Below are 15,493 nucleotides of genomic sequence, written 5' to 3'. Positions count from 1 at the left end.
CAAGATTTAAGCCAGAATTTAGTCATGCAGATAATCCTTAGGTATTTCCATGTCATTATCATTTAATGGCATAGGCTTTTCTGACTGGTTACTCTTATAGCGTTTCAGCTGAAAGACATAAGCAAGCACTTGCGCTACCGACTTATAAAGCGCAGCGGGAACTTCTTGGTCAATTTCCGTACTGTGATACAGAGCGCGCGCCAAAGGCGGCGTAGATAAGACAGGAACATCATGCTCCTTGGCAATTTCACGAATCTTTAACGCAACAAAATCAGCCCCCTTAGCCACGACAATAGGAGCATCTCGTTCTCCAGACATATATTTAAGCGCAACCGAATAGTGAGTAGGGTTTGTAATAACCACATCGGCAGTCGGCACATCCGTCATCATTTGACGCTGCGCAATTTCACGCTGCATCTGCCTGATCCGCCCTTTCACTTCAGGTTTACCTTCCGTGTTTTTCATTTCATCTTTTACTTCCTGAAGAGTCATTTTTAACTTTTCAGCATAATCATGAAGTTGAAAAGGCACATCTATCAAAGAAATAATAATCAAGCTACTGCTAATCACCAAAAATGCCCAACCAACCAACTCAACAGCATGAGAAATAGCCACTCTCACATCCTGCCCACCCAAGGCAAAAAGCTCCGGCATGAGAAGCATCAAGACAGTAATAGCAAACCCAGTAACCAAAGAAAATTTAGCAAACGCTTTAGCTAGTTCCACCAACGCCTTAACAGAAAACATACGCTTAAGGCCCGCCAAAGGATCAAGCCGACTCATTTTCGGCTGTATGGCCTGCGCACTAAAATTCAACCCTCCTAATGCCATAGGCCCAATCAAAGCAGCTAACGCGACCATCACCATAAACCCCAATACAGCCCATATAGACTCTACAACAGAGGCACCAAAGTGAATCAACATCAAACGACTATCAAAGAGTTCCTCTCTGCTTAAATCAAAGTTCCCCACCATCATTGCTGCTATTCGCTGCCCAGCGCTGGCACCAAATAACAGCATAGCGCCAGCAGCGGCCAGCAACAGCGCAGTTGCATTGAGCTCTTTTGAACGTGGTATATCCCCTTTTTCTCGCGCCTCCCGCAGGCGCTTGGGGGTGGGGTCTTCGGTTTTTTCCTGGCCCGACTCTTCAGCCATCAGTCACCTCGATCAACTGACTTATTACACCCAACGCATGATCAGCAATTAATTCGAACTGCCCCAAAAAGCCTGACAAACTAACCCACGTAATTAAAAGCCCCATCACCATCGTAAAGGGGAAACCGATCGCAAAGATATTCAACTGAGGAGCGGCTTTAGTCATAATGCCGAAAGATAAATTAATCACTAGCAGCGATGTAACAGCCGGCAGCGACATAAGCAATGCACCACTAAACATCCAAGTGCCCGCTAACGCAACATCCATAAATTTGATAGCTGAAAAATCCACCACTGCAACAGGCAGTATATCGAAACTTTGCGTAACCACATTAATCATCACTAAATGACCATTCATGGCAAGAAACATCAGCATCGTCAACATGAGGTAGAACTGCCCCAACACAACGACTGAAACGCCGTTGACAGGATCAGTCATAGACGCAAACCCCAACCCCATCTGGTTTGCAATCAACTGCCCACCTACAGCAAATATTTGGAACATAATATGCAATGTAAACCCTAGTATCGCCCCAATCAAGATTTGCTGAGCTATCAAAATATACGTTTGAAACGACAAACCATCAGCAACAGGTGGTACAGGGAGCACTGGCAATAGCACAGCCGTCATCGCCAAAGCTAACCCCAGCCTAATACGCATAGGCACTAGCTGTGTACCAATCATGGGCATGGCCATTAAAAATGATGCTATACGAAAAAAAGGAAATAGAAAGGTGGATGTCCATTGCTCTAACTGAAGCAAACCTATATCCAACATAGGCTACCCAATCATGACAGGAATGCTTTCGAAAATCTTATGAAATTGATCAGTCAGCTTAGTGACCATCCAAGGCCCCATAAACAAAATAATCAATAAAATAACCATCAAACGCGGTAAGAAACTTAGCGTCTGCTCATTGATTTGGGTTGCTGCTTGAAAAATAGCAATTAACAACCCTACAAGCAAACTAGGTACAACAATAACCAACACCAAAGTAATTACAAGCCAGATGGCTTCACCAAAAACATCTAGCATTATCTGAGGTGTCATGCAGCACTCCTAGATTCCGAAACTGGCAGCAAGCGTACCTATAATCATAGCCCACCCATCCACCAAGACAAACAGCATAATTTTGAAAGGCAAAGATATAATAACAGGTGAAAGCATCATCATCCCCATCGCCATCAACACACTAGCTACAACTAAATCGATAACTAGGAAAGGAATAAACAGCATAAAGCCAATTTGAAAGGCTGTTTTCAACTCACTGGTTACAAAGGCGGGAACAAGCACAGTAAAAGGCACCTGATCCGCAGACTCAACAGGAGGCGATTTTGAGATGCGTAGAAATAAGTTTAGGTCATTCTCCCTCGTTTGATGAATCATAAAACGATGAAAAGGCTCTCCCGCAGCCTGAAGAGCACTCAGTGTATCCAACTCTTCATTAATATATGGCTGAATCGCCACTTCATTAACTTCTTCTAGTACCGGAGTCATAATAAAAAAAGTTAAAAATAAAGCCAAACCCATCATCACCTGATTTGACGGCGACTGCTGTAAACCCAAAGCTTGGCGTAATATAGCAAAAACAATAATAATGCGCGTAAAAGACGTCATCATCATCAACATAGCTGGCAAGAAAGTCAGCATAGTCATTAGCGCAAGAATTTGAATCGTCACGCTGTAACTAGTTTCACCTGCTTCGTTGGTCGTCAGATTAAATGCAGGTATTCCGACATCAGCAGCCATCGCGTGCCCCGAAAATAACGCAAGCATAACTACACATGCAAGCCTCATTCAGAGCTCCCCGCATCAAGGCTTTGTTTTAACTTTTTATCAAACTCACTATCAGGTGAAGCTGTTATGACACGCTCAGAGAAAGATTCCAATAACGATACTGAGCCAGGAGACACACCTAACAAAACTTGTCTATCACCAACCTCAATCAACACAGCCTTTTCACGCGTACCAAGAGAAAGAGAAGACACAATTTTCATTTTCTGATGAGACTGCTGAAGATTAGATACTCGACGCAGGACCCAGGCAAGTATAAGAATAATGACAATTACTAACGCGAGACCAAAAAGCACCTGCATAATAGCCTGTGAAGTCAAAACATCTTCTCTAACATTAGATGCAGGCACATCCTCCGCAGCCAAAGAGATGCTCGATAACAATAAAAGTGCGAACTTAAGACCTTTCAGACAGTATTTATTCATCAACGTAAATGCTTAATTCGCTCTTGCGGGCTAATCACATCAGTTAACCGGATACCATAACGATCATTAACAACAACAACTTCACCATGAGCTATTAAAGTCCCGTTGATCATTACATCTAGCGGCTCCCCTGCCACGCGATCCAACTCAACTACAGACCCCTGACTTAGCTGCAGTAAGTTTCTAATAGAAATATCCGTATTCCCGACCTCCATTGACAACGTCACTGGTATATCCAGAATAACATCTAACTTAGGATCCGAGATAGGAACGGACTCATCTAAAAGCTCGTCAAAATCAACTGATGCAGCTTCCTCTGTTTGCTCTTCTAATGCAGAAGCCCACTCATCAGCCATTGCTTGCTGATCACTGTCCATTTCGTTATTTTCTGTTTCATCACTCATACAGGCAACTCTGGTAGTTTATACATTATTCATGCTTAGCTATTTGATCAACAATTTTAACGGCAAGATTGCCACGCGACGTGCCCATTTTACAATTAAAAACAGGGACGGAATTGGCTTTCAAGGTTAAGTTTTCAGGTATTTCTATGGGAATAATATCGCCCGCTTCCAATGCCATTACATTACGCAGCGTTAATTCTCGCTTAGCAATACACAAATCCAACTTCATAGGAGCCAGTATAATATCGCGCCGCAATGCTTTAACCCAACGATCGTCTTTTTCATCTTCAGAACGCTGAAAACCTGAAACTAATAGGTCCCTGATAGGCTCTAGCATAGAGTAAGGCATGGTTATATGGAATTCGCCTGCACCGCCTTCCAAATCGACTTGAAAAGTGCTCACAACCACAACTTCAGAAGGCCCTACAGCATTAGCCATTGCCGGGTTCATTTCGTGACCCACCTTCTGAAAATTCAATTCCATCACAGGCTTCCAAGCCTCTACCAAGTCTAAAAAAAGTAGATCCAGTGTTTTATAAACTAGACGTGTTTCTGTCGGAGTAAAGTCACGCCCTTCAATTTTAGCGTGCCGCCCATCTCCACCAAAAAAATTATCTACCAATTTAAAGACTAATTTAGCATCCATAATAAATAAGGCAGTACCTCGCAACGGAGCTACCTTTACTAAGTTCATGCTAGTTGGGACATAAAGTGTATGGATATAGTCACCATACTTCATGACCTGAACACCACCAACGGTCACATCAGTCGTTTTTCTTAGTAAATTAAATAAACTACTTCGAGTAAAACGAGCAAAGCGCTCGTTAATCATCTCAAGTGTCGGCATCCTGCCACGGACGATACGCTCATGACTGGCAAGATCATAAGGCCGAATATCGCCAGACTCGTACTCTTCTGGCTCTTCTACAGTTTCAACATCTCCGTCATCAACACCATGTAGAAGCGCATCAATTTCCTCTTGAGATAGTAGATCTTTAACCGACATTGATATTCAGTCTCCTGACTTTACTGCATCACAAAATCAGTAAATAAAATTTTCTCAATACCAGGCTTTCCGATTTTTTCCTGCAAAAATTCTTGCACTAGCTGTGTGGACGCTTGTCGCAATTTTTCTTTACCTTCAATCGTTTGTAACTCATCAAATGACTGCGAACTAAAAAGATGATTCAAACGAGAAACAACCAATGGCATATGTAAAGTCAATGCATCAACAACATCCTGATCTCTGCTTTTAGCCTCAACAAAAGTACGCAAAAAATGCCTTTTCCCATCCGCAGATTTAAGTGTCGCGACAAATGACGGTTTACCACCCAACGTACGTACTTTAGAGTATATTGCATCTTTACGTACTGGCTCAGCAGCAACGGCCGGCTCAGCAGCCTCATTACCTAATAAAAAATAAGCAGCTCCTGCGCCCAGTAATGCAACAACTACAAAACCAATCGCTATAAATATAATGAGCTTCTTTTTTGATTTTCCGCCCTCAGCACCTTCCGCAGCTATCTCTTCAGCCATTACAAACCCCTAAATTATTACCACACAACAACAAGATACAAAACTATCCTTTAAATATAACATATAGATAGCTAACTATCGTCTATGCATAATAATCTACTAAAGATAATCCTACACTGCCTTTTTCTGGCGATCCGACCACCTCTTGCTCACCTACTGTTGGATAACTCCCATCGGAGAGCAGCTCTCTTTGTTGGCGCCCTTGGTCGGACGATTCATCATTAACAAAAGACTCACCAAGATCCATACCCTGTTCAGCTAGCATTTCCCGCAATCGAGGCAAACTCTGCTCAACTGCATCCCTAACGCCAGCATTAGGTGATGTAAAAGTAACATTTACCTGATCCTGAAAGATTTGCAGCTTAACCTGCAAAGCACCTAATTCAGGAGGATCCAACTGCATGGTTGCGGTTTGTACTTGCTGACCTGCTGCCCACATGACCCGTTCAGACATCGCCTGCTGCCAACCCGGATGCATTGGTGGCATACCTATCGGCATCTGCATTTGGATACTCGCTGTAGGCTTCACAAGCGTTGGTTGATGAGTCGACCCTAATGAATATATATCACCTGGCCGATCTCGCATTTGCGCAGCAACATCAGATGACTCAGCAGCACTGCCTTGCGACAACGTATTCCCGCCTGCCAACACCTCCTTCTGACCTATAGGAATCACAGGAAAAACAGCGGCCTGCTGACCAATGACACCATTTGCAACAGGTTCTTGACGAGAGCCATTCACACCAACAACTGCAGAAGATAAAGACACATTATTATCACGAGTTTGCTGCAGTGGCTCCTTCTTTGAATCTATACGCGGTTCAGAAGCCACCTGCTGCACTGGCATCACCTGTGCACTTGCAGTGGCCTGTATTACCTGTCCATTTTCTTCTGTCTGTGCTGTCTCTACTGTCTGTGCTGTCTGTGCTGTCTGTGCTGTCCGTGCGGTCTGTGCTGTCTGTGCTGTCTGCGCTGTCTGTGCGGCCTGTACTGTCTGTGCTGTCTGCGCTGTCTGTGCGGCCTGTACTGTCTGTGCTGCCTGTGCTGCCTGTGCGGCCTGTGCTGTCTGTGCTGTCTGTGCTGTCTGTGCTGTCTGTACTGTCTGTGCTGTCTGTGCTGCCTGCGCTGCCTGCGCTGCCTGCGCTGTCTGTGCTGTCTGTGCGGTTGCTGTCTGTGCTGTCTGTGCTGTCTGTGCTGTCTGTGCTGTCTGTGCTGTCTGTGCTGTCTGTGCTGTCTGTGCTGTCTGTGCTGTCTGTGCTGTCTGTGCTGTCTGTGCTGTCTGTGCTGTCTGTGCTGCCTGCGCTGCCTGCGCTGCCTGCGCTGCCTGTGCTGTCTGTGCTGCCTGCGCTGCCTGCGCTGCCTGTGCTGTCTGCACCAGAGAAGGCTCTACTACCTGAGCACCCCCTCCTGTTATATCTCCCTGCATTGTCATATCTAATTCAGGCAAAAAACCTGACGCGGCAACAATGACAGGCTCTTCACCACCTTTGTCAGTAACAGCTTCTGATAAAGGAAATGGAGAATACGGCAATTCCGAGGGCAAAACAGGCAACTCTTGTCCCTCAACAGGCAATTCCATTCCTGCGGCTAACGAAGAAGGAGTCACATCATTATTCGCCACCAACCCCATCTCTTTTAACAGCTCGCTAAATTGAGCAGGCACTAGCGAACCATCTGTTAATGGCGCACTAGAAGGAATACCAGCCATAGTTGGTAAATTTTTTACACTAGCAGGTTGAAGAAGAACACTGAGCTGAGCAACTTGAGGAGCCATATAGTTTTCCGCCAATTAGACTTAACATAATTATCTCAGCAAAAACGAGGCCAATTAATCAGAAACGACAAAACAGTTCATGACAGGAAAGAAACGTACTTTATTACAAACCGAAGCAGTGGATTTTAAATATAATTTGTCCTACTCAGCTGAGAGCGCTCATCAAGCTGCTTTTGAAGCGCTTTATCAACCACCTTCCTTTCATCATCAATCGCCTTATCAACCAATGAATCTATTGCCTTAAACTTACCATGCATTTGTGCCCAATATTGCTTCACATGCTCTAACTGATTTTTATTCAACTGCATAGATTTTTTATGCTGCTCAATCGCTACTGCAATTTTATTCATAAAGGCCTGATAATTTTGCAACTGATCGATCGTCAAACCTTGCTCAGTTGCTTGGCGGAAAGTCTGTTGATATTCAGCTAAATACTGTTCCAATTGAACCAACTGACCTTTATCAGTTTCAACCCGCTGAATATGCTCTGCCAAAAAGCGCTCTGCATCCTTCTTACGCTTTTCAGCCAGATCCAATACAACTTTTAAGCGCCCAGAACGTTTCTTCATACTTACCTTGGTGGCTCACTTGGCTGCAAGGCCATTGTTAACATTTTCAAACTACCATCAACATCATAAGCATCATGCAACCCCTGCTGCAAGAACTGCTGCATTGTTGGCATCCGCTCAATAGCAAAATCCGTTGTTGGATCACTCCCTCGCACATAAGCACCAACAGCGATTAAATCTTCATTCTGCTGAAATTTTGAGAACAGTTGCTTAAAACGCATCGCCGCCGCCATATGCTCCTGCGTAACAATTTGCGGCATAGCACGGCTTATAGAAGCCTCTACATCAATAGCCGGATAATGCCCCTGCTCTGCAAGACGTCGCGATAACACTATATGACCATCTAGTATAGCTCGCGCGGCATCCGCAACAGGGTCCTGCTGATCATCACCTTCGGTCAACACTGTATAAAAAGCCGTTATCGAGCCTTCACCCGTAGCATCATTACCCGCACGCTCAACTATTTTCGGAAGCTTTGCAAACACAGAAGGAGGATAGCCCTTAGTTGCAGGCGGCTCACCTATCGCCAGCGCAATCTCACGTTGTGCTTGAGCATAACGAGTTAAAGAGTCCATCAACAGCAATACATTTTTACCCTGGGCTCGAAAATATTCAGCAATACGGGTAGCTAATTGAGAAGCACGCAAACGCATTAAAGGAGAGTCATCAGCAGGCGAAGCAACGACAACAGAACGAGCTAAACCTTCCGCTCCAAGGTTATGGTCAATAAACTCTTTAACCTCTCGACCACGTTCACCAATCAAACCAACAATCGTAATATCAGCCTCAGTAGCCCGCGTCATCATTCCCAGCAATACAGACTTACCTACACCACTTCCAGCAAACAACCCCAAACGCTGCCCCTTTCCTACCGTCAATAGCGCGTTAATAGCTTTGATTCCCACATCAAGCGTATTAACAATAGGAAAACGCGATAGCGGATTAATAACCTCTCCCGCCAGAGTCGTCGACTGCTGACAATCTAGGGGCCCTTTACCATCAAGCGGCTCACCCACACCATTCAAGACTCGACCCAACAAACCAAAGCCAACAGGCACGTCTCGACCCGCTCGAAGCGGAACCACCTTAGCTCCTGCAGATAGCCCTTCGACTGCATGCAAAGGCATTAAGTAAATTCGATCTCCAGAAAAACCGACAACCTCAGCTTCAATTTCATGAGTTGCAGACAGAATAATCAAACAATTATCACCAACCGCCACTTGCAAACCTACCGCCTCAATAGTCAAACCTATTAAGCGCGTTATTCGCCCTTCAATACGTGGCTTTGGCTCAGACAAAGAGGGACTAACCAAGCTTTTAATTGTTTGCGATAAATCAGGACGACTCATCACCAGCCTCTTTACGACTATGTGGGAGGTCATTTTCAGAAACGCTAGAATGCCGAAACTTCTGAAGCCTCTCTCTCAATTGCTCGGATACATCAGAGAATCGAGTTTCTATGCAGTAATCAATAACACTATCATCCGTGGATACCAAACAGCCACCCATAGCCAGTTGCTCATCTGCGATTACTCGCCACCTTGGCTGTTGATCAGCCATAAGCGACACCGCTTCCACATCATCTGGGTGCACTGTAATTACTAGCTCGCCCGACTGCTTAGGGAGCAGCTCTACAGCCTCTAAAACAGAAGAACGCACAATATTTTTATAGTCAGAGGACTGCTGCTTAGTTATCACGCTTGCGACATGCAAAGACAATTCTGTCACCAACTCAGCTATCTGATCATGCTGGTTTTGCAACGGTAGATCCAATGACTTAATCAACGCTTCTACTTTTTGTAACTGCTCGTCAACTGCGACCTTACCTTTATCCAATGCTTCTGCAAAACCACGCTGATCACCTTCCTGAAAACCAGCATCGTATCCTGCCAGCCGACCCGCTTCCTTACCCTCTTCGTAGGCCCGCTCGCGTATTTCTTCTAACTCAGCAAGCGTTACCTTTTCAGCAACAATCTCTTCATCAACAACAGTAATAGCATCGACTTTGGGCTCAACAGGTTTTGTATGAAAACCGACAACATGGCGACTATTCACTTCAGGAAGCAGCCAGCTTTCAACAGGCTTAACCAACTCAGAAGACTCAAAGCGAATAGGCAACTTTTCTGATGACTTCATATCGATAGCCTAGACCATCTCATCACCGCCACCACCCAGCATGATCTCTCCTTCATCAGCCAAACGACGTGCAACAGTAAGAATTTCTTTTTGTGCTTCTTCTACTTCACTCACACGAACAGGGCCTTTCGCCTCAAGGTCATCGCGCAACAACTCAGCTGCACGCTTAGACATATTCTTGAAGATTTTTTCCTGCAAAGCAGTTTCAGCCCCCTTAAGAGCAATAATCAATACATCAGTAGAAACTTCGCGCAGAATAACCTGAATACCTCGGTCATCCACATCGATAAGGTTATCGAACACAAACATCAGATCTTGTATTTGTGTAGCGAGGCCATCATCGACCTCTCTAATACTCTCCATCAACTCAGCTTCGATTGTACTGTCAATAAAGTTCATGATCTCAGAAGCCTGCTTCACGCCACCCAGCGTTCGAGATTTACCAGAACGAGCACTACTAAACTGCCCTTCTAACATGTCATTGAGCTCTTGAAGTGCCTGAGGTTGTATTTGATCCAATGCCGCTACACGCATAACAATATCTAAACGCACCTTATCATCAAAAAATGCCAGCACAGTCGCCGCTTGGTCAGGATCAAGATAAGAAACAATAACAGCCTGTATTTGCGGATGCTCAAAACGGATAGTTTCCGCAATTTGTCGAGGCTCCATCCAACGCATAGTATCCAGACCCGACGTATTGGTACTCATAAGTATTCGATCAAGCAATGTTTTAGCTTTCTCTTCGCCCAAAGCCTGATTCAGCATAGCGCGGATATAACGGTCATTATTGATACCGATACCCGTCTGATCACTTACCAAATGCATGAAATCAGAAACAACACCCTCAACGCTAGATTGAGGTATGTTATCAAGCTGAGTCATTGCCTCACCTATCAACTGCACCTGCTTAGGACCTAAATGCTTAAGCACCTCAGCAGCATCATCCTCTCCTAGACTAATAAGAAGGATTGCCGCTTTTTCTATATCCGTCAACTCAGCATCATCGCTCATCTTGCCCAACCCATTGTCTTACAGCTTGCGCCACTCGCGCAGGATCTTCTGCAATCATGCTTCGAACTGCATTCAGTTGATATTCAAAACTTTCATTTGGCGTCGGTAAAAGAGAGTCTCCCCTCTCACCAAAGGTCACTTTATCATCAGAAACTACACCACCATCCAGGCCTTCAAGCTCTGCAGCCACATCCCCAGAAGCATCATCACCTAGAGCCGCAGCCGCCCCTCCTGTTGTTGTCAGGCTTTTAAGTATGGGTCGCAATATTCCAAAAACCATTAACAACACAAACAAGACAGCGCCTACTTGCTTTGCAATATCCCATACCCAAGGCTCCATCCAAATAGGTATCTCTTCTTCTATAAATGGCTGCTCAGCCACAAATGGTGAATTAATAACATTGACACTATCTCCCCTCACCGCAGCATAACCAACAGCGTCTTTAACAAGAATTCTCAATCGCTCCAACTCATTGGCAGCCCACGGCGTTTTAGCTGCCTCCCCAGTTTCAGGGTTAATGGACATAAGGTCATCAACAACAACAGCAACTGACAAACGCCCGACACGACCACTTTGATGTTTGGTATAAGAAATAGAGCGATCCAGTTCAAAATTGCGAGTTGCTTGCTTGCGATTACTCCCAGGTACCGAAGACCCTCCAGCAGCAGCCCCACCACCATCAGCCACTTCAGGCACAGAACTAGGGCCAGGTGGCTGATTAGATAGCGCACCAGGAATACCTCTTGATGCAGCAGCGCCTACTTTATTTTCATCAAGTGTCTGCTCACTTCTCAATGCAGGCAAATCTGGATTAAATAGCTCATCTGTTTGTTCAATAGACGTAAAATCAATTTCAGCCGACACTTCTGCTCTAAAACGCCCCTGCCCTACCACTGGCAGCAAAATACTATTAACTCTATTAAGCAAAGTTTCTTCAACTTTGCGAGCGTACTCAAACTGCTTAGCTGCTAGTACAACATCCTCATCTTCATCACGAGAATTTAACAACTGCCCCCGCTGATCAACCACTGTTACGTCTTTAACATCTAGCATAGGAATTGAAGAGGCAACTAAATTAGCGATAGCAGCCACTTGGCCACGTTCCAGCTTTCGCCCTGCAAATATCTCTAGAAAAACTGAAGCACTGGTTTTTCTCTGATCTCGAACAAAGACAGTCTGCTTAGGTATTGCCAAGTGCACACGCGCACCTCTAACAGCCATCATACTGGCTATCGTTCTAGCAAGCTCACCCTCTAAACCACGTCGATAGCGAGCATTCTCCATAAACTGACTGGCGCCTAGACCTTGATCTTTATCCATTATTTCAAAGCCAACCGTTTTATCTGCAGAGAACCCCTCTGCTGCTAGCTTAAGCCTGGCCTGGTGAACATACTCATTAGGCACGAGCACAGCCCTGCCATCGCCTTCAAACTTATAAGGAATATTGTACAAACGTAGTTGTTCGATAACCTGATTGGCATCTACAAATTCAAGATTAGAAAATAGAACTCTGTAATCGGGAGATTTTGACCATAAAACGACAGAAAAGCCGATAGCAATACTCGCAGCAAGCCCCACCATCAAACCAAACTGGCGCAAAATTGTCAGCTTATTAAAGCCCGACATCAATCCACCATCATTAGTTTGTAAAGCCATCGTATTGTTATCCATAAAACAGTAAAGCCAAATATTTTTTCATTATTACATTGGCATTTTCATAACATCTTCATAAGCAGTAACGAGCTTATTACGAACCTGAGTCATTGCCTCAAACGACACACTGGCTTTTTGCATTTGAATCATTACCTGAGTTAATTCAACTCGTGGGTCGCCTTGTTCAAACGCTGTAGCCATACGACTAGCTTCCATCTGAGTATCATTTACTTTATCAATGGCATTTTTAAGCAAATCACCAAAGCCTTCACCATCAACAGCGCGCACTGGATCAGCTTTAAAAGCAGGCTTATCAACATGGATAACACCTTGCTGAGCTTCTGCCTTTAACGACCTCATCTGCATTAGCACATTATTTATGTCTGCTCGTTCAATCATCTCACGCCCCAATACGGCATTTTATTGACATCAAACAAAGTATTCACTTATTAAACAAGCGTATCAACTTTATGGAACGTCATTATTATGGCACTTATTACTTATTATTATCCAGCATAATTTAAAATGCAAAAAGCGAGCCAAAAGCTCGCTTTATTTAACATACTGTTAACTTACCCCACTTCTGGCGGGTCTCCATATTTCAATCGGACATACATTAATGCGACAGTGATAGCGTCACCCAATGCCGTGTGCCTTTCAAGTATAGGGATATCTAGCTTTTTGGAGATCGTATCAAACCGAAGATCAACATTCCCACCCACCATACGCCACTTTATAATATCGTGATAAACATGAGATAGCTCTATCGCCTTACACGGCAAACCAAATCCATATTTAGGACGGATAAATTTGTCTAACATTCTAATATCATAATTAACGTAATAACCCAAAATAGGCCTATTTCCAACAAAAGCTAAAACCTGCTCAAGCGCCTCCTCTAACTCAATCCCGTCTTCTAAATCGACAGCTCGAATTTTATGTATCTTAATGGAGTCGCCCGTAAGAGTCTTCGGTGGCTTTAACTTAATATCCAACCGCTCGCTGGTTAAAACTTTATTACCTTTTACCCTAACCGCCCCAATAGAAATGATATCGGCATTCTTAACGTCTAGTCCTGTTGTTTCACAATCTAATGACACAACCTCATCACCATCATAAGGCTCAAACAGGTGAGCATATGGTCCAGATTTATGCCCCATCTTTTCTTTCATTCTTCTTATTGTTCTTGGGATAATCATTAACGGCTCCCTAAGTGGTAATGCAACTCCAGATGCTTCTTAAACCCTTTAACTATATGAAAAGCATCTCGCAATAAATCTCTTTCCATTTTATTCATAGATTGCAAATCAAGGGTATTAGGCGTTAGATCAACACCTGCTTCTTCCTCCTCGGCACGCTTGATTTGCTGACGCAATCGCAACTGAATAAACAAGCCTAATGCTTCAGCAAGATCTTTAGAGTGCTTATCAGTCATCGCCCCCACTTCTACGAGAGCCTCTAAACGCTTAAACGTATTAGTGACAAGTATCTTATGCTCAAGCGCCATCGTGCGAACGCCATGCACTATCGGGAAGATACCGCCTTTTTTAACATCAAGCTGACCGCGATCTTTCAAGTTCCCAAAAAAAGTTAACGGCGTACTAAACTCCAAGGCCACTTTTGCAAAATTGGAGAAAAAAGCATCATTATTTTTTAACGACTTAAAGAACCAATTACGAGCCGCTTTAAATAGTGCGGGGTTTCCTGCAACAGGTTTAGCATCAACCGCTATAGCAAGATTCATTTGATCCTGCTCTGCCCAACTGACTGACCAAGAAGACATTTTCTGAGTCCAATCCCCTAGAGAGTTAACCCATTCTGGATTTGACACCATAATATTACCAGGACAAGGAGGGTAGCCAAACTCCATCAGCTGCTTAGAGAAACTGTTCATTACTTCTTGCATGTCCTTCCAAGCAAGACCATCACGATAAATAATGGCATTATCCTGATCTGTCTTCATAACTTGTTCACCACGCCCTTCAGACCCCATAACAATCAAGCATACATGCGGCTGCATATCTGCAGGAACCATTAAATCAAATAGCTTGGCCATTATGCGGCCATTCATTGCCGCCAAAAGATCCATAGCAAAACGCGCTTTAACACCTTGTGAAACCAAAGACTTAATTAAATCATTCAGACCATGCGCAGCGGTATGCAGGTCTTCCAATGTTTTTGCTCGCTCAATACGCAAACCAATAACATGCGAGTGACTTGAAAAGAAACTCAACACATCGGTCAAATCAACAATACCCATCAACTCATTTTCACGCATAACAACAACACGTTCGATCTGTTGCTGTGTCATGATAATCAATGCATTGAATAGATAATCGTTAGGATGAACACTTATCAAACGGTATGTAGCTATCTCTGCAACAGCGGTATCGATAGAGCACTCATTCAGAACAACAGCGTTTAATAAATCAGTTCCGGTTACCATCCCATATCGCGTTCCCTTTTTAACAAGAACACAATCGACTTTCTTTTCACGCATCATAACGGTGGTTGCTTTAATAGTAGAGGCTTCATCCACTATTAGCGGGGCGCGCATCACCCCCTCACCGACCTGAGCCAACATAAACTCAGCCATATCTTGCGAGTCACCATGCTGCTCAACAATCTCAGCCTTAGCCACAAGGTTTTGCTGAAAATAGTCAGCAAATGATGAATTAGTTGATACTAGATCTAATACGGTTTTCGTTGGAATAATATGACAAATAGTTTCAACTTCAGCGATGAAGTTGTGTATTGCATTACCTTTAATTGCAGACCAAGCACCGAAGTAATCTTCATTTTCATAATGAACATAAATATGCTCTTGCCTATCGGCTTCCCCTGCATGCACTTCGCTTTCTGAAACTTTGCCTTTTAGAACAACATACACACCCTCTGGTACAGAACCGGCCTGCATAATCACTTCATCTTTCTGAAAATAGCCTATATCCAGAGTTTGTCGCAATAAAGCCTGCTCCCTTTCATCCAGCAAGCTAAAGGGCAGATTATCCATATTGAAAGATGAAGGCAT

At 44.1% G+C, this 15,493-nt stretch carries 17 protein-coding genes; all 17 read right to left on the bottom strand.

All coding sequences use genetic code 11. The features are described 5' to 3' along the window. Window positions 1-18: 18 nt before the first annotated feature. The 17 genes from flhB to NEJAP_RS03625 all read right to left on the bottom strand — a co-directional run bounded on the left by flhB (window position 19) and on the right by NEJAP_RS03625 (window position 15,493). Window positions 19-1,155, bottom strand: a complete 1,137-nt coding sequence (flhB, locus tag NEJAP_RS03705; protein WP_201349356.1) for a flagellar biosynthesis protein FlhB — start codon at window positions 1,153-1,155, stop codon at window positions 19-21. After that, the gene (gene fliR / locus NEJAP_RS03700; RefSeq protein ID WP_201349355.1) at window positions 1,148-1,933 is read right to left on the bottom strand and encodes a flagellar biosynthetic protein FliR; all 786 of its coding nucleotides are present in this window, start codon (window positions 1,931-1,933) and stop codon (window positions 1,148-1,150) included. The genes flhB and fliR overlap by 8 nt, the downstream gene beginning before the upstream one ends. Before the next feature lie 3 nt (window positions 1,934-1,936). After that, the gene (gene fliQ / locus NEJAP_RS03695; protein WP_201349354.1) at window positions 1,937-2,206 is read right to left on the bottom strand and encodes a flagellar biosynthesis protein FliQ; all 270 of its coding nucleotides are present in this window, start codon (window positions 2,204-2,206) and stop codon (window positions 1,937-1,939) included. A gap of 9 nt (window positions 2,207-2,215) precedes the next feature. Next, window positions 2,216-2,953 carry a flagellar type III secretion system pore protein FliP gene (fliP, locus tag NEJAP_RS03690; RefSeq protein WP_201349353.1) on the bottom strand — a complete coding sequence of 246 codons (738 nt, stop codon included), beginning with the start codon at window positions 2,951-2,953 and terminating at the stop codon, window positions 2,216-2,218. Beyond that, window positions 2,950-3,375 carry a flagellar biosynthetic protein FliO gene (fliO, locus tag NEJAP_RS03685; protein ID WP_201349352.1) on the bottom strand — a complete coding sequence of 142 codons (426 nt, stop codon included), beginning with the start codon at window positions 3,373-3,375 and terminating at the stop codon, window positions 2,950-2,952. The genes fliP and fliO overlap by 4 nt, the downstream gene beginning before the upstream one ends. After that, a complete protein-coding gene (fliN, locus tag NEJAP_RS03680; protein WP_201349351.1) occupies window positions 3,375-3,779 on the bottom strand; it encodes a flagellar motor switch protein FliN in 405 nt (134 codons plus the stop codon). The genes fliO and fliN overlap by 1 nt, the downstream gene beginning before the upstream one ends. Before the next feature lie 25 nt (window positions 3,780-3,804). Beyond that, window positions 3,805-4,785: a flagellar motor switch protein FliM gene (fliM, locus tag NEJAP_RS03675; protein WP_201349350.1), complete on the bottom strand. Its 981-nt coding sequence runs from the start codon at window positions 4,783-4,785 to the stop codon at window positions 3,805-3,807. A gap of 20 nt (window positions 4,786-4,805) precedes the next feature. Next, complete coding sequence (locus tag NEJAP_RS03670; RefSeq protein WP_201349349.1) at window positions 4,806-5,315, bottom strand: flagellar basal body-associated FliL family protein; 510 nt, start codon at window positions 5,313-5,315, stop codon at window positions 4,806-4,808. An 82-nt stretch (window positions 5,316-5,397) separates the two neighbouring features. Then, window positions 5,398-7,089 carry a flagellar hook-length control protein FliK gene (locus tag NEJAP_RS03665; RefSeq protein WP_201349348.1) on the bottom strand — a complete coding sequence of 564 codons (1,692 nt, stop codon included), beginning with the start codon at window positions 7,087-7,089 and terminating at the stop codon, window positions 5,398-5,400. A gap of 125 nt (window positions 7,090-7,214) precedes the next feature. After that, window positions 7,215-7,658: a flagellar export protein FliJ gene (fliJ, locus tag NEJAP_RS03660; RefSeq protein ID WP_201349347.1), complete on the bottom strand. Its 444-nt coding sequence runs from the start codon at window positions 7,656-7,658 to the stop codon at window positions 7,215-7,217. A gap of 2 nt (window positions 7,659-7,660) precedes the next feature. Next, window positions 7,661-9,007, bottom strand: a complete 1,347-nt coding sequence (fliI, locus tag NEJAP_RS03655) for a flagellar protein export ATPase FliI (RefSeq protein WP_201349346.1) — start codon at window positions 9,005-9,007, stop codon at window positions 7,661-7,663. Continuing rightward, the gene (locus NEJAP_RS03650) at window positions 8,994-9,794 is read right to left on the bottom strand and encodes a FliH/SctL family protein (RefSeq protein WP_201349345.1); all 801 of its coding nucleotides are present in this window, start codon (window positions 9,792-9,794) and stop codon (window positions 8,994-8,996) included. The genes fliI and NEJAP_RS03650 overlap by 14 nt, the downstream gene beginning before the upstream one ends. Before the next feature lie 9 nt (window positions 9,795-9,803). Next, complete coding sequence (gene fliG, locus NEJAP_RS03645) at window positions 9,804-10,808, bottom strand: flagellar motor switch protein FliG (protein ID WP_201349344.1); 1,005 nt, start codon at window positions 10,806-10,808, stop codon at window positions 9,804-9,806. Beyond that, entirely contained in the window at window positions 10,798-12,465 is a 1,668-nt protein-coding gene (gene fliF, locus NEJAP_RS03640; RefSeq protein WP_236591051.1) for a flagellar basal-body MS-ring/collar protein FliF, read from the bottom strand. The genes fliG and fliF overlap by 11 nt, the downstream gene beginning before the upstream one ends. 45 nt (window positions 12,466-12,510) lie before the next feature. Beyond that, window positions 12,511-12,861 carry a flagellar hook-basal body complex protein FliE gene (gene fliE, locus NEJAP_RS03635; RefSeq protein ID WP_201349342.1) on the bottom strand — a complete coding sequence of 117 codons (351 nt, stop codon included), beginning with the start codon at window positions 12,859-12,861 and terminating at the stop codon, window positions 12,511-12,513. Between the two features lie 173 nt (window positions 12,862-13,034). Beyond that, window positions 13,035-13,661, bottom strand: a complete 627-nt coding sequence (locus NEJAP_RS03630) for a 3'-5' exonuclease (RefSeq protein ID WP_201349341.1) — start codon at window positions 13,659-13,661, stop codon at window positions 13,035-13,037. Further along, window positions 13,661-15,493, bottom strand: coding sequence for a DUF294 nucleotidyltransferase-like domain-containing protein (locus NEJAP_RS03625; RefSeq protein WP_201349340.1), 1,833 nt, complete (start codon window positions 15,491-15,493; stop codon window positions 13,661-13,663). The genes NEJAP_RS03630 and NEJAP_RS03625 overlap by 1 nt, the downstream gene beginning before the upstream one ends.

The organism is Neptunomonas japonica JAMM 1380 (assembly GCF_016592555.1).
Taxonomy (GTDB): domain Bacteria; phylum Pseudomonadota; class Gammaproteobacteria; order Pseudomonadales; family Balneatricaceae; genus Neptunomonas; species Neptunomonas japonica_A.
This window is presented reverse-complemented; position numbering and strand designations above follow the sequence as displayed.